Annotated in this window: 15 protein-coding genes; 7 read left to right on the top strand and 8 right to left on the bottom strand. The window is 60.8% G+C overall.

The genetic code is table 11. The features are described from left to right. Positions 1 to 58: 58 nt before the first annotated feature. A complete protein-coding gene (locus CLM74_RS09550; RefSeq protein ID WP_105163925.1) occupies positions 59 to 598 on the top strand; it encodes a chemotaxis protein CheW in 540 nt (179 codons plus the stop codon). Positions 599 to 775: 177 nt separating this feature from the next. Here CLM74_RS09550 and CLM74_RS09545 read toward each other — a convergent pair whose 3' ends face one another. Beyond that, positions 776 to 1,558, bottom strand: coding sequence for a 3-hydroxybutyrate dehydrogenase (locus tag CLM74_RS09545; RefSeq protein WP_105163924.1), 783 nt, complete (start codon positions 1,556 to 1,558; stop codon positions 776 to 778). Positions 1,559 to 1,767: 209 nt separating this feature from the next. Here CLM74_RS09545 and CLM74_RS09540 point away from each other — a divergent pair, with 209 nt between their 5' ends. The 3 genes from CLM74_RS09540 to CLM74_RS09530 all read left to right on the top strand — a co-directional run bounded on the left by CLM74_RS09540 (position 1,768) and on the right by CLM74_RS09530 (position 5,770). After that, the gene (locus CLM74_RS09540; protein WP_234003453.1) at positions 1,768 to 2,115 is read left to right on the top strand and encodes a hypothetical protein; all 348 of its coding nucleotides are present in this window, start codon (positions 1,768 to 1,770) and stop codon (positions 2,113 to 2,115) included. 101 nt (positions 2,116 to 2,216) lie between these two features. Then, positions 2,217 to 2,558, top strand: a complete 342-nt coding sequence (locus CLM74_RS09535; protein WP_230112325.1) for a hypothetical protein — start codon at positions 2,217 to 2,219, stop codon at positions 2,556 to 2,558. A gap of 5 nt (positions 2,559 to 2,563) precedes the next feature. Further along, positions 2,564 to 5,770, top strand: a complete 3,207-nt coding sequence (locus CLM74_RS09530; RefSeq protein WP_105163922.1) for a zeta toxin family protein — start codon at positions 2,564 to 2,566, stop codon at positions 5,768 to 5,770. 88 nt (positions 5,771 to 5,858) lie between these two features. Here the strand turns inward: CLM74_RS09530 and CLM74_RS09525 are convergent, their stop codons facing one another. The 6 genes from CLM74_RS09525 to CLM74_RS09510 form a co-directional block, all read right to left on the bottom strand. Beyond that, positions 5,859 to 6,317 carry a hypothetical protein gene (locus tag CLM74_RS09525; RefSeq protein WP_234003470.1) on the bottom strand — a complete coding sequence of 153 codons (459 nt, stop codon included), beginning with the start codon at positions 6,315 to 6,317 and terminating at the stop codon, positions 5,859 to 5,861. A 106-nt stretch (positions 6,318 to 6,423) separates the two neighbouring features. Beyond that, positions 6,424 to 7,161, bottom strand: coding sequence for a hypothetical protein (locus tag CLM74_RS09520; protein WP_105163921.1), 738 nt, complete (start codon positions 7,159 to 7,161; stop codon positions 6,424 to 6,426). Positions 7,162 to 7,595: 434 nt separating this feature from the next. After that, a complete protein-coding gene (locus CLM74_RS21510; protein ID WP_158684129.1) occupies positions 7,596 to 8,072 on the bottom strand; it encodes a hypothetical protein in 477 nt (158 codons plus the stop codon). After that, positions 8,069 to 8,422, bottom strand: a complete 354-nt coding sequence (locus CLM74_RS21505; protein WP_158684128.1) for a hypothetical protein — start codon at positions 8,420 to 8,422, stop codon at positions 8,069 to 8,071. The genes CLM74_RS21510 and CLM74_RS21505 overlap by 4 nt, the downstream gene beginning before the upstream one ends. Before the next feature lie 71 nt (positions 8,423 to 8,493). Next, complete coding sequence (locus CLM74_RS09515; RefSeq protein ID WP_158684127.1) at positions 8,494 to 9,456, bottom strand: hypothetical protein; 963 nt, start codon at positions 9,454 to 9,456, stop codon at positions 8,494 to 8,496. 634 nt (positions 9,457 to 10,090) lie between these two features. Then, positions 10,091 to 10,930, bottom strand: coding sequence for a type 1 glutamine amidotransferase domain-containing protein (locus CLM74_RS09510; protein WP_105163919.1), 840 nt, complete (start codon positions 10,928 to 10,930; stop codon positions 10,091 to 10,093). A 96-nt stretch (positions 10,931 to 11,026) separates the two neighbouring features. Between CLM74_RS09510 and CLM74_RS09505 the strand changes: the two genes are divergently transcribed. From CLM74_RS09505 to CLM74_RS09495, 3 genes are all read left to right on the top strand, one after another. Beyond that, positions 11,027 to 11,950 (top strand): LysR family transcriptional regulator, encoded by a 924-nt coding sequence (locus tag CLM74_RS09505; protein ID WP_105163918.1) that lies wholly within the window; start codon positions 11,027 to 11,029, stop codon positions 11,948 to 11,950. 555 nt (positions 11,951 to 12,505) lie between these two features. Beyond that, on the top strand, positions 12,506 to 12,862 hold the full coding sequence (locus tag CLM74_RS09500; protein WP_105163917.1) for a hypothetical protein: 357 nt from the start codon (positions 12,506 to 12,508) through the stop codon (positions 12,860 to 12,862). Positions 12,863 to 13,146: 284 nt separating this feature from the next. After that, a complete protein-coding gene (locus tag CLM74_RS09495) occupies positions 13,147 to 13,674 on the top strand; it encodes a transporter (RefSeq protein WP_105163916.1) in 528 nt (175 codons plus the stop codon). A gap of 140 nt (positions 13,675 to 13,814) precedes the next feature. Here CLM74_RS09495 and CLM74_RS09490 read toward each other — a convergent pair whose 3' ends face one another. Beyond that, complete coding sequence (locus tag CLM74_RS09490; RefSeq protein WP_105163915.1) at positions 13,815 to 14,438, bottom strand: tyrosine-type recombinase/integrase; 624 nt, start codon at positions 14,436 to 14,438, stop codon at positions 13,815 to 13,817. Positions 14,439 to 14,777: the final 339 nt, after the last annotated feature.

The following is a 14,777-nucleotide window of genomic DNA, read 5'->3' as shown; positions in this document are numbered from 1 at the left end:
CAATCCGCCCACGGCCCAAGCCAACCCGTGAAGGCGCCTTGATCCCGCTGAACGACGCATGCAACGCGTGCTGGCCGCTCATCCGCAAAGTACGCGTTACGTCACGTCAACACGGCATCATTGCGCTGCAGTTTCAATACCCTTCCACAGGTTCCTCTTGCAGCCCTCTTCCCCTTCGGCCGGTGAACCGGCCCCGTCGTCGCCGGCCTTCATTGAAGTTGTTGTTGTGCGGGCCGGTACCCACCTGTTTGCCATCGATGTCGAAGCCGCGATTGAAATCCGTGGCCCGGAAACCTTTGATCGCCCCGGCAGTGGCGCGCGCCCGCACCTCACCGTGCGCGGCCACGCACTGCCGGTGGTCGACCTGCGCCAGGCCAGCGGCTTGAGCGGGTTTGCCCATGGCTGCCCGGCCATGCTGCTGGTACAGAACAGCGCGGAGATCGTTGCCCTGGCCGTCGACGAAGTACGGGACATCGAAAGCGTGCCACGCCACAACGTGCGGCCCGCCGCGGATAGCCCGTTCGGGTTCTGCAGTCATCGCGTCACGCTGGATGCGCTGGGCGAGATTCCCCTGATCGATCCCAGCCGGCTTCGATAACGCCGAATCACCGCACCGACCTCCCGATAACACCGGACCCCACACCGACCTTCCGGCAACACCGGACCCCACACCGACCTTCCGGCAACACCGGACCCTCACCGATCTCCCGGTAGCACTGGACCCCTCACCGATCTCCCGGTAGCGCCGGGCCATGCCCGGCGGGCAGCCGGCCAGCTAGCGCGCCGTCCAGCCGCCATCCACCGGAAGCGCCGTACCCGTAATCTGAGCCGCAGCATCCGAGGCCAGGAACACCACCATTTCCCCCAGCTGCTCAGGCGTCACGAACTGCAACGAGGGCTGTTTCTCGGCCAGCAGCGCGCGAGCGGCGGACTCCTGATCCGTTCTCTCCCGCTCAGCCAATGCCGTGATCTGCTGCTCGACCAGCGCAGTTCGCACCCACCCCGGGCAGATGGCATTGGCGGTGATGCCCGTCCCGGCGTTCTCCAGCGCGGTCACCTTGGTGAATCCCACCACGCCATGCTTGGCCGCCACATAGGCAGACTTGTTCACCGACCCGACCAGCCCGTGCACCGATGCGATGTTGATGATGCGACCGCCCCCCTGCCGCTTCATGTAGGGCAACGCCGCCGCCGTTGAGTGGAACACCGCCGACAGATTCAGCGCGAGGATCGCATTCCACTTCTCGACGGGAAATTCCTCGATCGACGCGGTGTGCTGGATACCCGCGTTGTTCACCAGAATGTCGATGCGCCCAATCGTCGCCACGGCGTGGTCGATCATGTCCCGAACGGCGTCGCCGCGAGACAGGTCGGCGCCATCGTGCGCCACCCGTACACCGAACTCGGTTTCCAGGTTGGAACGGATGCGTTCGATTTCCCCCGCATCGCCAAAGCCATTCAACACGATGTCGGCACCTTGTCGCGCCAGCGCAGTGGCAATGCCAAGACCGATACCGCTGGTGGAGCCGGTAACTACCGCAACCTTTCCATTGAACATGGGCGAGCTTCCTTCGGGCATAGGCAGCCAGTTTACCTTCGTAGATCCACGCCACGCGTGGATGCTCTGCCCCTCCTTCCACAACGAAGACGCTCCTCGATCAAGGCGTCAGGCAACCCGCCCAACCGCTGTCGCAAATGACATTGGACCCAGAGAGTCATGTGCGGATACTCTCGAATCCGCATGGATCTGCAGAAAAGGTGACAGTCGTGACTCCCTCTTCCCCTCCCGTTCCAGCAAAACTCCGGGAAATGCTTAAAGACTATCCGGAGCATATCGAACGGCTGCAGGAGGCTCTCAACTCGGTAGAGCACAGAAGAATCAAGTCCGACCCGCCTTTTGAGAGAGCGGTATGGCTATTGGAGGACTGCCTTGATGGCTTTATCAGCGAAGCCCGCATTCACCTGGCCGCCGTTGAGGCATCGTGCGAAGCTCGATCTATTGCGAAAGCAGATGAGAAGTTCAAACTGATGTTCCGGGCGCGCTCCGGCAACGGGGGAATGAAGGGCCTCCATGAGCTTTACGAGTACTTTCAAGTCAACCCCGGAGAGATCTGACCACTCCTCTGATGTCCAGCAGGACCTGGGTGGCGTTGAACTCATACCTGCAAGTGCAGATACTCATGAAAACGTGCCAAACCGCTGACCAGGTGAAACCCATGCCTCATTCCCCTCCCCCGGTACCGGCAAAGCTCCTTGAGTTGCTCAAGGACTATCCGGATCACATCGAACAACTGCAGAGGGCTCTCATTTCAGTGAGCGACGGGCGGCAGAGTTACGCCCCCCCCTTTGAGGCCGCAGTCTGGCTGTTGGAGGACTGTCTTAGTGCATTCAAGAGTGAAGCGCGCGCTGAAATTGATGCCGCTGTGGCATCAGGCGATCCGCAAGCCATCGAACGAGCCAAAGAAAAGGAACGACTGATGTCATTTGCCAGGTCCAGCAACATTGGCCTAGCGAATCTCAGTGAGCTGCGCGCCTACTTTGAAGCCAGTATGAGGTAACGCTGATGGCCTCCATGGATGGTCAATTGCCAGCAGATGTGCACCAGTCGGCTCTTCGGGAAAAGATCATTCCGGAGAGTGGCTTGAGTCACCACACCTCACAGACAACACCGAGGGCCATCCTCCTCGCAGGACAGCCTGGCTCAGGAAAAAGCACACTTAAGGACTTCGGCAAAGCGGAACTTGGCGGAAATGTAGTTGTCGTGGATCCCGACGAACTACGCGATGCATATCCAGGCGTAGAGCGACTGTATGAGCGGCACCCATACACCTGGGCCGGTCATACCCACGAGGACGCCAGCCAATGGGCCAAAGAATTGCGCTCCGCGGCAGTTGAGGGTCGTAGGAATCTCATCCTCGATACCACACTGGGCAACGGTGATAGCGCAATCAAACTGATAAAGGACCTTCAGGCCAAGGGCTACGATGTTGAGATTCGAGGCGTCGTCGCACACCGACTGGAAAGCGAGCTGGGCGTCGAAGGTCGCTTTACCAAATCCATGGATCGCACTGGCTTCGGCCGCTACGTCCCCGAAGACGTGCGCAAACACGTCTACGAAGCCTTGCCCGGCAATCTGGACAAGGTCCAGGCCGAGACCGGCATCCAGATTCGGCTCTACGGACGCGAAGGCGCGCAGGTCTACGACAGCCATAGCGACACCCGCCTACCGGGCGCAGCACTGGAAGCCGAACGCGAAGCTCGACTGAAAGAACCTCGAATCACCCAATCATTGCGCGATGGCTGGCGAGCACAAGGGCGCTGGCACGCCGAACTTGCGAACACCCTGCCCCACAACGACAAGGTCAGTCCGCCAACAGCGGCAGCCGTTTTCGATGAGCGCACGGCACTCAAGGTTGTTGAAGCCAATGCGTCCAACATCCGCCAAGCGCAAACCATTGACCACACCATCCGCGTCCGTCCAAACATGGTGCGGGGCGCCGTCATCGGCGGTGCCGCAGCAACTGTTGTTGAAGCAGCCACGGAAGGGACAAAGATTGCCGACCTGTACGCGCGCGACAACCGCACAGGAGCGGAAGCTGCGATATTGGACTTCGGTGCGCGCAGTGTCGGCGGCTGGACCGGGGCAGCGCTGGGCGCCAAGGCGGGCACGCTGCTGGGCATCGAGTCCGGCCCCGGCGCGATTGTCACCGGCATTATCGGTGCCGGACTGGGTGCGTGGGGTGCCAGCGAAGTTGTCGAATGGGTCGAGAAGTACAAGATCAACAATCAGGGCGACGGCTCCGGCAGAGTCTGGACGTTTGATCCCGCGCATCCTGAGAAGGGATGGACGCACAGCGAGCGGGAAATCATAGGCACCGTCGGCACCTTGGCCGATCGCCCGATCTACGGCCCGGCTACGCTGCTGACGGCCGATGCCGAATTGACCCAGCAACTGAACTACCAAGCCTCAAGCTTGGCCGTTGGCCTGCGGATGCGGGAGCCTGATCAACCGATAAATCCTTTCAGCATTGCCGGCGACGCCACCGACACACCCAGCGCACTGCCGCGCTCCTGGGAGCGCAGTCCGGAAACCGGCGAATGGCGACGTGAGGTCGTCCATCAAGTCCTTGAGCACGGCATCAAGAACACGACGGTGGAAGTGGCCGATGCCGCCAAGGCGGCCCATCTCGATGAGACCGCTCAAGGCATCATGGCCTTCAACGCCGCCCGTAGTTCAGCCGCCTTCGCCAAGCAGTACGAGCAGGTATACACCACGCAAGGCTGGTCCCAGTACGGCGAGATTCCGGAGGATGTGGTCTTCGCCCGGAACCATTCCGATCACGTTCTGGCATCCGATGGGCGCACCTATCAGCGCCAGCACGATGGCGAATGGCTGCATGACGGTTGGATCTACGATTCGCTGGCCGAGGGCAACATCCGCGACGAGTTGAATGGCACCTACCCGCAGATCCGGGCGATCCAGCAGCAGGAGGCTCCCACACCCGGCTCCCATGAGCGACGTATTGAAGCCCTGACCGCAAACGAGCGCGATGCCTACGATCAGGCCACGCAGGAAGCGAACCGGCTGGGCGTCGCGGCTCCCCAGGCGCAGCAACTGGCCGCCGCAGCGGTAGCCGAGGTGCGCGGCGAACACGCCGATGAGCGCCTGACGCCGCAGGCAGTAGTCGATGCGCACGCCGAGGAGCGAGCTGCGCCGGCGCCCAGCGCACCACCCCTGGTGCAGGAGCACCGCACTCCCGCGCCTGCAGCACCGACGCCGTCGGTTCGTGCCGAGCCGGCACAGGAACCGGCGCGCCCGGAAGGGCCACGTCCCGAGCCAACTGCAGCTAAAGCGCCCCCAACGCAGGAAGATTCGAGCGAGCAGAAAGTGCGCACGGATGCAGACTCTCCTGCGCAGCAGACGCCGTCTGCGCCCGCGCCATCACCCTCCATTCCCGCGGCTGAGCAATCTCGCGCCCAGCCCGAGGCGAGGGCGCTGCCTGCTTCCGGTGTTGAGCGCCACGCTCCCGCGCAGGATCCAGTTGCGACTCACGCCCACTCCCTGGCCCCAGCGAACCAGACCGAAGTGGCCGACGCCGCGCCAGTGACTGCTCGCCTCCACGAAAACGACGCAAAGCCGGCGCCGATCCAGCCCGAGTCAGAAATTCCAGCTAACCGCGCCGCAGTCGAGCCGGCTGCGCCCCCGCCGGCAACAGACGCCGCGCCCAAGGTCTCGGAGCACGAGCGTCCTTACACGCCATTGCCAATGGACGTGCAGCCCACCCCGCCGTCCAGCGCAATGGCCTTTCAACAGCCTGAAGCACCGCCCGCTCCCCTGCTGCCGACCCAGCCCGAGCATCCCGATCACGCCCTCTACCAACAGGTACGAGAAGGCGTGGCAAGGTTGGACGCCAAGCACGGCCGCACCTTCGACGAAGCCAGCGAGCGCATGACCGCCAGCCTGCTGGTGCTGGCCAAAGACAACGACCTGGACCGTGTCGACCACGTGCTGCTGAGCAACGCCACAGCCGACAAGCCCACCGGTCACACCCTGTTTGTGGTCCAGGGCGAGCCCAGCGACCCCGCACACCAGCGCGCCGCAATGCCCACCGAGCTGGCCGCACAGACCTCGGTTGAAGAATCAATGCAGCAGTTCGACGCGGTCAGCCGCGAGGCGCAGCAGCGCGCCATTGCCAACCAACTTGAGCAGCAGCTGGAAGATCAGCGCGTGCAGCAGGATATCCAGATCCGCGCCGCCAGCATGGGCTGAGTGGGTGAGACACGTGCGAAATCATCTACGACAACCATCCACCTAGTCCCTCTGTTTACCAATCGGCGCCGCTGATGTCGCCGCGCGATTAGAAGCGCAGGCCCGCTCGATCGACCGTCGCTAGCGGATTAGCTTTCCGCACCGCCTCCAAGAAGAGCAGGAAGTCGCGGTTGAACAGCGTCAGGTTGTTGGTGAACGTTACGCACCTTCTGCCCGCTGCTTTGCTGAAGCACACCTGCCAGACATAACGCTCGTAGATGACATCGGAGGTTCGGGTGACGGAGGTGATCTGCGAGAGCGGCACCGCCGTGGGCACTGGGCCCCGCTGCAGATAGAAGGTATCTGTATCAAAGAAGTAGTGCTCTCGATCCTCTTTCCCATTAACCATCACCAAGGTCATGGACGTACCGGAAATCCGGCGAGCCGGGTTCAAGCGCAGCCCAGATTCCAACGCGGAACGGGCTCTCTGGGTCCTTCGCCGCTGGATGAACCAGATGGTCAACAACGGAAGCACCGCAAGGACAATCAAGCCTACGGTCTTCAACACAGTTTCCAATGTGCTTGGCACACAGATCTCCAGGATGAACGTTCAGGCATTGGCGATGCCCAAGTAGATCCACGCCACGCGTGGATGGCTCTCCCTCAACGCCCCATCACTTCCAATGATCCGGCCCCAGGAACGGCAGGCTCAACACAAACACCGGAACCGCCACAGGTATCAGCGCCGCGCCCAGCACCTTACCGGCCGCCGTACCCGTCCCTGGCTTATCCGCCTCCTCCGGCTGGATCCGCTCAGCCCGCGCGGTAATCGACTGCGGCAACTTCGCCTTCGCGGCCAGCGCAGCAGCGTCCGGCAATTGCACCCGCTCGCCATCACCCTCGAACAGCGCGCTGTAATAGCTGCCGCCCTTCCTGGAAAGATTGCAGTCCGGGTCGGCCGCCAGCTCGTAGCGGGTCCGGGCTTCAAGGATGTACGGCCGGCGTGTCAACTCGTCGATGGCCTTCGCCACCCGCGGGCTGATCTCCAACCGCTCCAGCTTGAACTGCGCCGCCTGTTCCGGCGTCACCTGCTCTGGTCGCAGCAGCAGCGCGTAGCTGCCATGCACCTTGGTCCTGTCGGCCGGAACGCGCCAGTCCTCACGGATGTACATCTGCGCGCACGCCACGGCCTCGCGCAGCGGGCTGTCCATCAAGGCGCGGTAATCACGGAACGGCGCCGCATCGAAGCGCATTGGCTCGTCATAGACAGGCAGCAGATACAGCTTGCCGTCGTCGGCCACGAACGCGCTGGTGATCTCGCGACTGTAATGGTGATACTCCGGCCCACTGGCGCAGCCAGACAACAGGGTCAGGCACAGCGCGGAGAGAATGAAGAGGACGGACGTTCGCATGTCTTAGTGAATGGCTTCCCAGAAACCGGCCTCGCCCAGAAGGAGGAAGCCAGTGCGTCATGGTGCCACGGCACTGCATGCGATGCAGAACGCGCTTACTGGGCTCTACCCCGGTATCACGGACGGTTCTAGAAGAGCGGCAACCCTCTGATCCTGCCTGACGACCCATTGCCGCATCCTTGGATTGTGGCCTCGCTTGATGGCACTGAACTTCCTACGTACTGACATGAATACTCCTCAAGGCCTGAATCGGCCTTCTTTCGGCCTTCTTGTAGATGTCCGGGAAAACGGAGGTGAACCCCACCATGAGGCCACCGCCTGGCCTCGGTAGCTGATTCCTGCCTTAGCTCGTCCTTGGGTTTCGCTCACCCACGAACCTTCCCTTCAAAGTAGCTCACCCCGGTCATCCGTCAAGATGGCCAGGGCGTTCTGCTTTAGTCATCATCGCCCTGCTTGTGCTTAAAGACATGCGGCAAAAGAATTTCTGTTCTCGCCATGCTGTGATTGATGACGAACGACACACGGTCACATACCGCAAATGCCTCTTGAACTAGCTGTTGTGGCAGGTGAGCACTCCACTTGTGTCCAGGCTGTAGAACAAATGGAATCGGTTCAACGGTGAGGACTGCAGCTTTGGTCCGTTCAAACCTGCGAGAGGGTCTTCGCCATTTCCAAGGCATCCGAGTGAAGCCATATACCCCAACACTCTCCAGTGTTGTTGCCTGACTACCAATGTTCTTGACGGTAAAACTAAGATGCAATACGCCATCATTTCGTTGCCCTGGCGTAAAAATCAGAAATCCATCTTGAACCATTGCTCGGAGCCGGGCGCGATTGATGAAGCGGAACACTTCAAATCCGGCCATGAGTGAGGACAGCAATGCACCCCAGATTGCCAAGAACGCAGTCATACCTCATCTCCTAATGGCAGATGATTGACTGCAAAAAATGTTTCAACTCGTCTAGAGTCACCGCGATCCAAACAGCTTTTCTCTAGCGCAGCCTTTAGCTCTATGGAGTCTCCTTTTATCCATTGACTGACCAGCACATCGAAGTGCCTGGTTTGCTTGACGTAAGGAGTCAGCCTGCGGATGTATACGTCCGCAATGTCTTGATGAGTGACACCGCGGGCCTCAGCAACATCCTTAACCGCTCGGATTCGAATCCGGCGAACATCACTAGAGCTATTGCATGGAGCTGCTTTGTGAGCCACAAGAATGGCGTGCAAAAGGTCAACTGCGTCATCAATGCGTTTGCTCATTGAAATCCCCTCTGCTTGTGCGCAGGACACGTTCTAGACGTGCCAGATTGGCTTCCATCTTCTCTACTGAACTACAGGAGAGTAAGTTGGTCGTCTGACTCAAGCGGCGTAATGTCAGAGACGATGATGGTCGGCCGTCGCTCTGCGACGTGAGATTGCTTGTAGAGGCGTGACACTGTCCCCTCGACAACGCAATGAAGAAAGAGCGCGGGCTTGTATTGCTTTATATTCCCAACACCCGGAACACAATTCAACACATGCCCGTGATACTCAAGCCCCAATGAGTTTGCGTTCTCATTGCCTCGCGTAAGCCTCCCTTCCAGGCGCACTTCATCGCCATGTTCCAACTCTGGAAACAGCAAATCTCCATCGTCATTGGCTGCCGGCTGGTGGCCGAAGAATGACTTCTCTGCAACGGTGATCGTGGTCGCTTCAAAACTGCCGCCGTCGCCACTCCTAACGCCAATTTCCAAGGAGCGCCCCTCCCGAACCGTTGATGAAATTCGCTTCAGCATCGTCGATGGTATTTCCATGTACCACTTTAGGTATTCAATCGGGACATAGATGATCTCGCCGGATTCATTCTTAATTCCGACAACCCCCGCTCCGGGCCAGTGAAGGTCACTTGCCCACTCACGATTTCCCTTGGTGTGCTTGAGCACATCAATGAGCTTCTTGAACGCATCTAGAGACTTTCGCACCACATCTGAAAGACCGATGTCCTTGAAGTCCTTTTCCGCCATCTTCTCAGCAGCCTTCTTTACATAGGCCCCTGCACCTATGGTGACTACCCCGGAAGCCACAAGCATCCCGTGCTCTTGAATCCAGACGATCCAGGAACCTTCAGCAGTCTTTACGGGGATCTCGTAGTCAACTGCGGCCAAGCCAGGAGCCTGCCTCCTGCAGAAATATTTAATGCAATCGTCGAGACCCAGCAGCACATTTCCCGCAGCAGAGGCCGAAATTACCCCTGTGGGTACCGCCTCGCCATACAACTTTAGGTAACCAACCCCTGAACTGTCAGCATCAATCACGATGGAGCCCTCGGTAGAGACGGCAAAGCCAATACATCCTTGACCTCCGATAGTCGTCGGAGTGATTCATGAACGTCAAGCGCCAGGGGATTCCGATTCCAGATGTCAGCCGGCCACAATGCTAAGCAGCATGAGGGACAAGCGTTGGCAGCATCACTATCAAGCCAATGAGCCAAAAGATGCCGCACGCGGTAATAGTCCAGAGTTGCTCGGCGTTGAGATGTCCTCCACTACGCTGGGTGAAGGCGAAGCCGCTCCGCCTTCCTCCGAAGCAGGCGTATTAATGATGCGAATTTCTTCGACCGAAGCATTCAGCGTTTTCGCCACATGCTCGGCGCCAAAAGCCCCCCTATATACTGCCACTGTAAAGTACGGCCAGCCGTCCCGGACCATCATCGTCACCTTGACGAGCCAAATCGCCCGATGCCTCCCGACTCTAGGATGAAATACCCTCAAAATATGGGTTAGGAACAAGAACATCCAGATGCCTACACTCAACTGCTCTACCGTCCCATCAGCCAAGCGAGCCAATTGCGTCACCAAAGCGCCGCGACGCCCCTGCCGCAGGAGACCCTGCGGTGCCTGCCATGCGCAGTATGGGCAATTCCCGTCTACCTGATTCGACCGTCGATATCTACTTCAACCGCTCCACCAACCGCTGCCCCACCTCCAACGCCGAAGCCGGGTTCTGCCCGGTAATCAGCTCACGATCCACCACCACGTGCCCCGTCCACGGCGTGGCATTGCTGCTGAATTTCGCACCCGCCCGCTGCAACGCCGTCTGCGGGTAGAACTTCATCTCGCCGCCCCCCAGCAGCGGCTTGGCCTGCTCTTCTTCCTGGTTGCTGATCACTGTCATCTGGTAGCCGCTGTAAATCCACTTCGGCGTAGCCGGCGTCGCACCTGCGTCCAACTTCGCCACGAAACCGCCAGCATCCGGCAGCGTGGACAGCAGCGCGATCGGCCCATGGCAGACCAGCGCGGTGGTCTTGTTGCGCTGGTGGAAGTCGGCCAGCAACCGGCCAAGCGCCGGGCTCTTCAGCAGGTCCTGCATCGGCGCGTGGCCACCGGGAATGTAGACCGCATCGAAACGCCCGTAGCCCTGCTGCTCGACGCGCGCCAGGCTGACTACCGGCGAAGCGGTCGGCGAGGTCAGCGCCAGTTTCTCCAGCAGGTCCTTATGCAGCGTCAGCTGCGCAGCGTCGTTGCCGAAGTACGCCGCCGTCACCGAGGACGCATCCACCGTCGGCGCCCGCCCCTGCGGCGTGGCGAAGGTCACCTCGTGGCCCGCATCCAGCAGCAGCTTGACCGGCTGCATCAACTCGTTGAGATAGAAGCCGGTGGACAGCACCTTGCCGTCCTTCAGGTCCAGGTGGTTTTCGTCGGACAGCACCACCAGCACGTTGGCGGCATGCGCGCCGCTGGCGGCCAGGGTCAGGGCCAGCGCTGCGGCCAGCCGGGTCATCAGGTTCATGGGGAGCTCCTATCGGGGAATGGCGGCCACTTTATTCATCGCCCCAGCGGCGATAAATTAGCCCCGCCGCAAAACATCTGTTCCCCGGAGAGCCAAATGAGCCGCAAGTTCGACTACCTGGGCGATGTGGAGGTGTTCCTGGCGGTGGTCGAGCACGGCTCGTTCACCGCTGGCGCGGTGGCGCTGTCCACCACGCCCTCGGTGCTGAGCCGCGCGGTCACCCGCCTGGAAGCGCGGCTGGGCCGGCAGCTGCTGCAGCGGACCACCCGCCGCGTGGGCCTGACCGACGCCGGGCGGCTCTATCTGGAACAGGTGCGCACCGCCTTCGGCCTGCTGGACGACGCCGAGCGCGACGTACAGGGCCAGGACGGTGCGCTGGCCGGCCGCGTGCGCCTGAGCGTGCCCACCACCTATGGCCACTACCGGCTGCCGCCCGTGCTGGCGCGCTTTGCGCAGCAATACCCGCAGGTGCAGGTGGAACTGAACATCACCAACCGCAACGTGGACCTGGTGGCCGAAGGCTTCGACCTGGCCATCCGCCTGGGCCAGCTGCCGGACAGCGGACTGGTGGCGCGAAAGCTGGAAGACGCGCCACTGCTGCTGGTAGCCGCGCCGCACTACCTGCAGCGTCGCGGCACGCCGCAGACGCTGGAGGATCTGCAGCAGCACCTGTGCCTGCCCTTCGTGATGCCGCGTACAGGGCGGCTGGCGCCGTGGATCTTCCGCGACGACGGGCGAGACGTGGACTGGCTGCCGCGTTCGTCCATCGAGACCTCCGAGGATGTGCTGGGCGTGGTGTCGCTGGCCGAACAGGGCATCGGTATCTGCCAGAGCTATGAGTTCATCGTGCGTGATCGATTGCAGCGCGGGCAGCTGGTGGAAGTGCTGCCGCAGCTGCGGGGGCGGTCAAGGCCGTTCTCGGTGATCTATGCGCCGCACCGGCGGCAGTCGGCGGCGGCGCGGGCGATGATTGAGCTGTTGGTGGGGAATGCGGCTGCGGTTGAGGACGGCGTCGGCTAAGGATGCGATGCCTTCTTGCGGTGTCGGGTTTGAACCGATTTTCGGACCACGCGGCTGATCAGGCGGCGTGGCCACCGGATGCGGACTAAGAACTGTTGCAAAGAACGCCGTCGCGCTATTCGCTTGCGGCATGGGCGATTGCGCCACTTTGATTCGTAATTAGCAGAGCATCTGCACGAATGCGTCTTGTGGCGTCGCGTGCAGCACGAAGGGTGCGTGCAACAATAGGTCTTCGCTCTCGAATCGCGCGATTTCTTCGCGAATTTCTATTGGCATTCGGAGCGACGGTGCAAACACCATGGCGCGCCACCGACAACGGGTGGCCGGGTCTGCAAACCCGAATCGATGTATGCGTCTGTTGTTTACGCTTGCCCGTCGGCACCGTCCTTAACCGGTGCCGGCGGGCAATCCGTCGGCCTTTATGGCGGGCGGTGCGTGGGGGCCTTTGGGTCCGCCGGTCCTATGACGCTACATCATCCCCGGTTTGCAGCCACGCACCGTCCGCCACCCCGCCTACGCGGTGGCGCTGTTAAGTACAGCCAAGGAACCGACGCCATGAGCGAATCCGACACCTTCTCCTCGTACGCCGCAGTTGAGCCCATCAACGACGACACGCCACTGCCGGACCTGAGCACCTTCTTGGGCATTCTCAAGCGCATGCGCGGATGCGAGGGGGCTGATGGGCTGCCTTGGCCGGAGAACGATGTGTCACCCGGCCGCCGCGTGAGCCTGGCAAGAACCGAGCGCGCGTTGGTGGGGCTGCTGACGGTGCTGGAGGTGCTGCATTCAGCAGACCGCTGCCGGGTTGCAGCGGACCCGGAGCGGCATTTGGATGAGGGGGTGGTTGATGGGTTGTTTCTGGCTTGCCGGGGGTTGGCTGAGTGGGCTTGCCGGGAGGTTAGGCCGGAGTGATTGAGTCCACGCGAGCAAACGAGCAGCAGGTTTGATCGAGCGAAGTATCGGCTAACGTCCGCTTCCGGCCAGAAGCAGTCCATTGGACCCTGTCGGCTGTTACACGACGGGCTAGACTTGGGGTGCCGGGAACGACTGGGGCGGGGGGCGTTCTCGCGGATGAGGCTGACAGCCTTGCAGCGTTACGCCCTCTGTGGCTTTCTCGTGCATCGATGCGATCGTGCATTCCTCTACCGACCAACTCCGTTTCGATTTCGTTAGAGCAGATTAGCAGGAGGAATCTCATGTCTAGAACGACAGAGGGAAAGCAGCAACAGCGTGATGCACAGTGGTCCAACGTATCGAAGCTGTTCTGGCCTGCAATGGTCATGAGTGCTGCCATGGCGGCTTGCGCGGAGGTGCTCCACCGAACAAGCGCCTATCCCCAGGCGGTCTTCGCCTCCGTCCATGCCGACACCCGCACCTGGTTGTATGTGGCGCTGATGTATTTGTTCTTGATTCCAGCATTGTTTCTCCGGATGCGACGACTTCTGTCGGGCTACCCAGTGCCTTGGAACCCACCCGGAAGGCGCTGGCTGCTGGGTCTCTTCTCGCTCATCCTCTGCAGCGGAATGATGATCCTCCCAGTGATCGTACTCGTCATGGGAGAAGACGCTGCGGGCCGGGGCCGCGGCTTGTACCGACTATTCACCGGAAGCCTGCTCGGCACCTTCCTGGTGGGTGGTGTACTTGCGTATGCGGCTGCCATGAGTGCGTGGCTGCTTCTGTTCGCAACCCCCAGGTTGCTGTTCCCGCGGGCACCCTCTCGCTAGTCGCGCAGCCGACATATGTCCCGTCGACTGCTGCACCTGGGTGCAGGGTTGGGGCAAGTGGATGCGGGCAGAGTGTGTTGAGGTCGTCCGCTTTTGGCCGCTCCTCGACCTTCGATGGGCGAGGAGCGACCCTTATGGACTCAGGCATCAGTCTGCTCGGCAATCTCTAAGGCATCATCGACCTCGATGCCTAGGTAACGCACGGTGCTCTCTAGCTTCGTGTGCCCAAGCAATAGCTGGACAGCCCTGAGGTTTCGCGTCTTGCGGTAGATCAACGAAGCTTTTGTCCTGCGCATCGTGTGCGTGCCATAGGAACCCGACTCGAGACCAGCTTCCTCCACCCAGCGGTGGACAATCCTGGCGTAATGCCTCGTCGAAAGGTGGGGCGAGTCCGACACGCGGCTCGCGAACAGGAAGTCCGAGGCCTTCAGGTCAGCATGAGTGATCCAAGCCTGTACAGCCTCGCGAGTTGATTGGGTAATTTCGAACTGGACAGGGCGACCGGTCTTCTGTTGCATCACCAGAGCTCGCGAAGCCATCTGCCTGCCGTGAGATACATCGGACACTCGGAGTTTCACCAAGTCGCAGGCGCGGAGCTTGGAGTCAATTGCCAGATTGAATAGGGCTAGATCTCGAACCTTGTGGCCAAGCTGAAGTCTGATCCGGATGGCCCAGATATCTTTCAGCTTGAGCGGCGCCTTCTGGCCGATCAGCTTTCCCTTGTTCCAGGGCTCGTGGGGCTGGTGTGTGTGAATAATTGCCATGACCTACTCCTGTTGAAGGGGTTGGTCAGGCTTCGCCCCAGCCTAGAAGCAAGGCGTGATGCGACCGGAAGCGGACGCCTTTCCCGGCGGCTTCCGGCCAGAAGCGGACATTGGTAGTGCAAGCATTCTGGGAGTTCTTCCGGTGACTCTACAGCTGAACCCTTGGCAGGAGCTATGGTCATTCCTCCTGTGGTCCGGGAGCTGATTCGGCCGCCCCGTTGAAGCAGTTGCAGAGTATTGCCAATGAGATGCAGGAGAGCTCCCGGGTGAAGAGCAGCAGGCGCGTTGCCGGATCGGAACAGCACACATGGAACAGGTTGCGGCTCCTTCCGAACCTAT

Origin of the sequence: Stenotrophomonas sp. MYb57 (assembly GCF_002966815.1) — a bacterium.
Lineage (GTDB): Bacteria > Pseudomonadota > Gammaproteobacteria > Xanthomonadales > Xanthomonadaceae > Stenotrophomonas > Stenotrophomonas indicatrix.
Note: the sequence above shows the minus strand (reverse complement) of the source record. Positions and strands in the feature narration are given on the sequence as shown.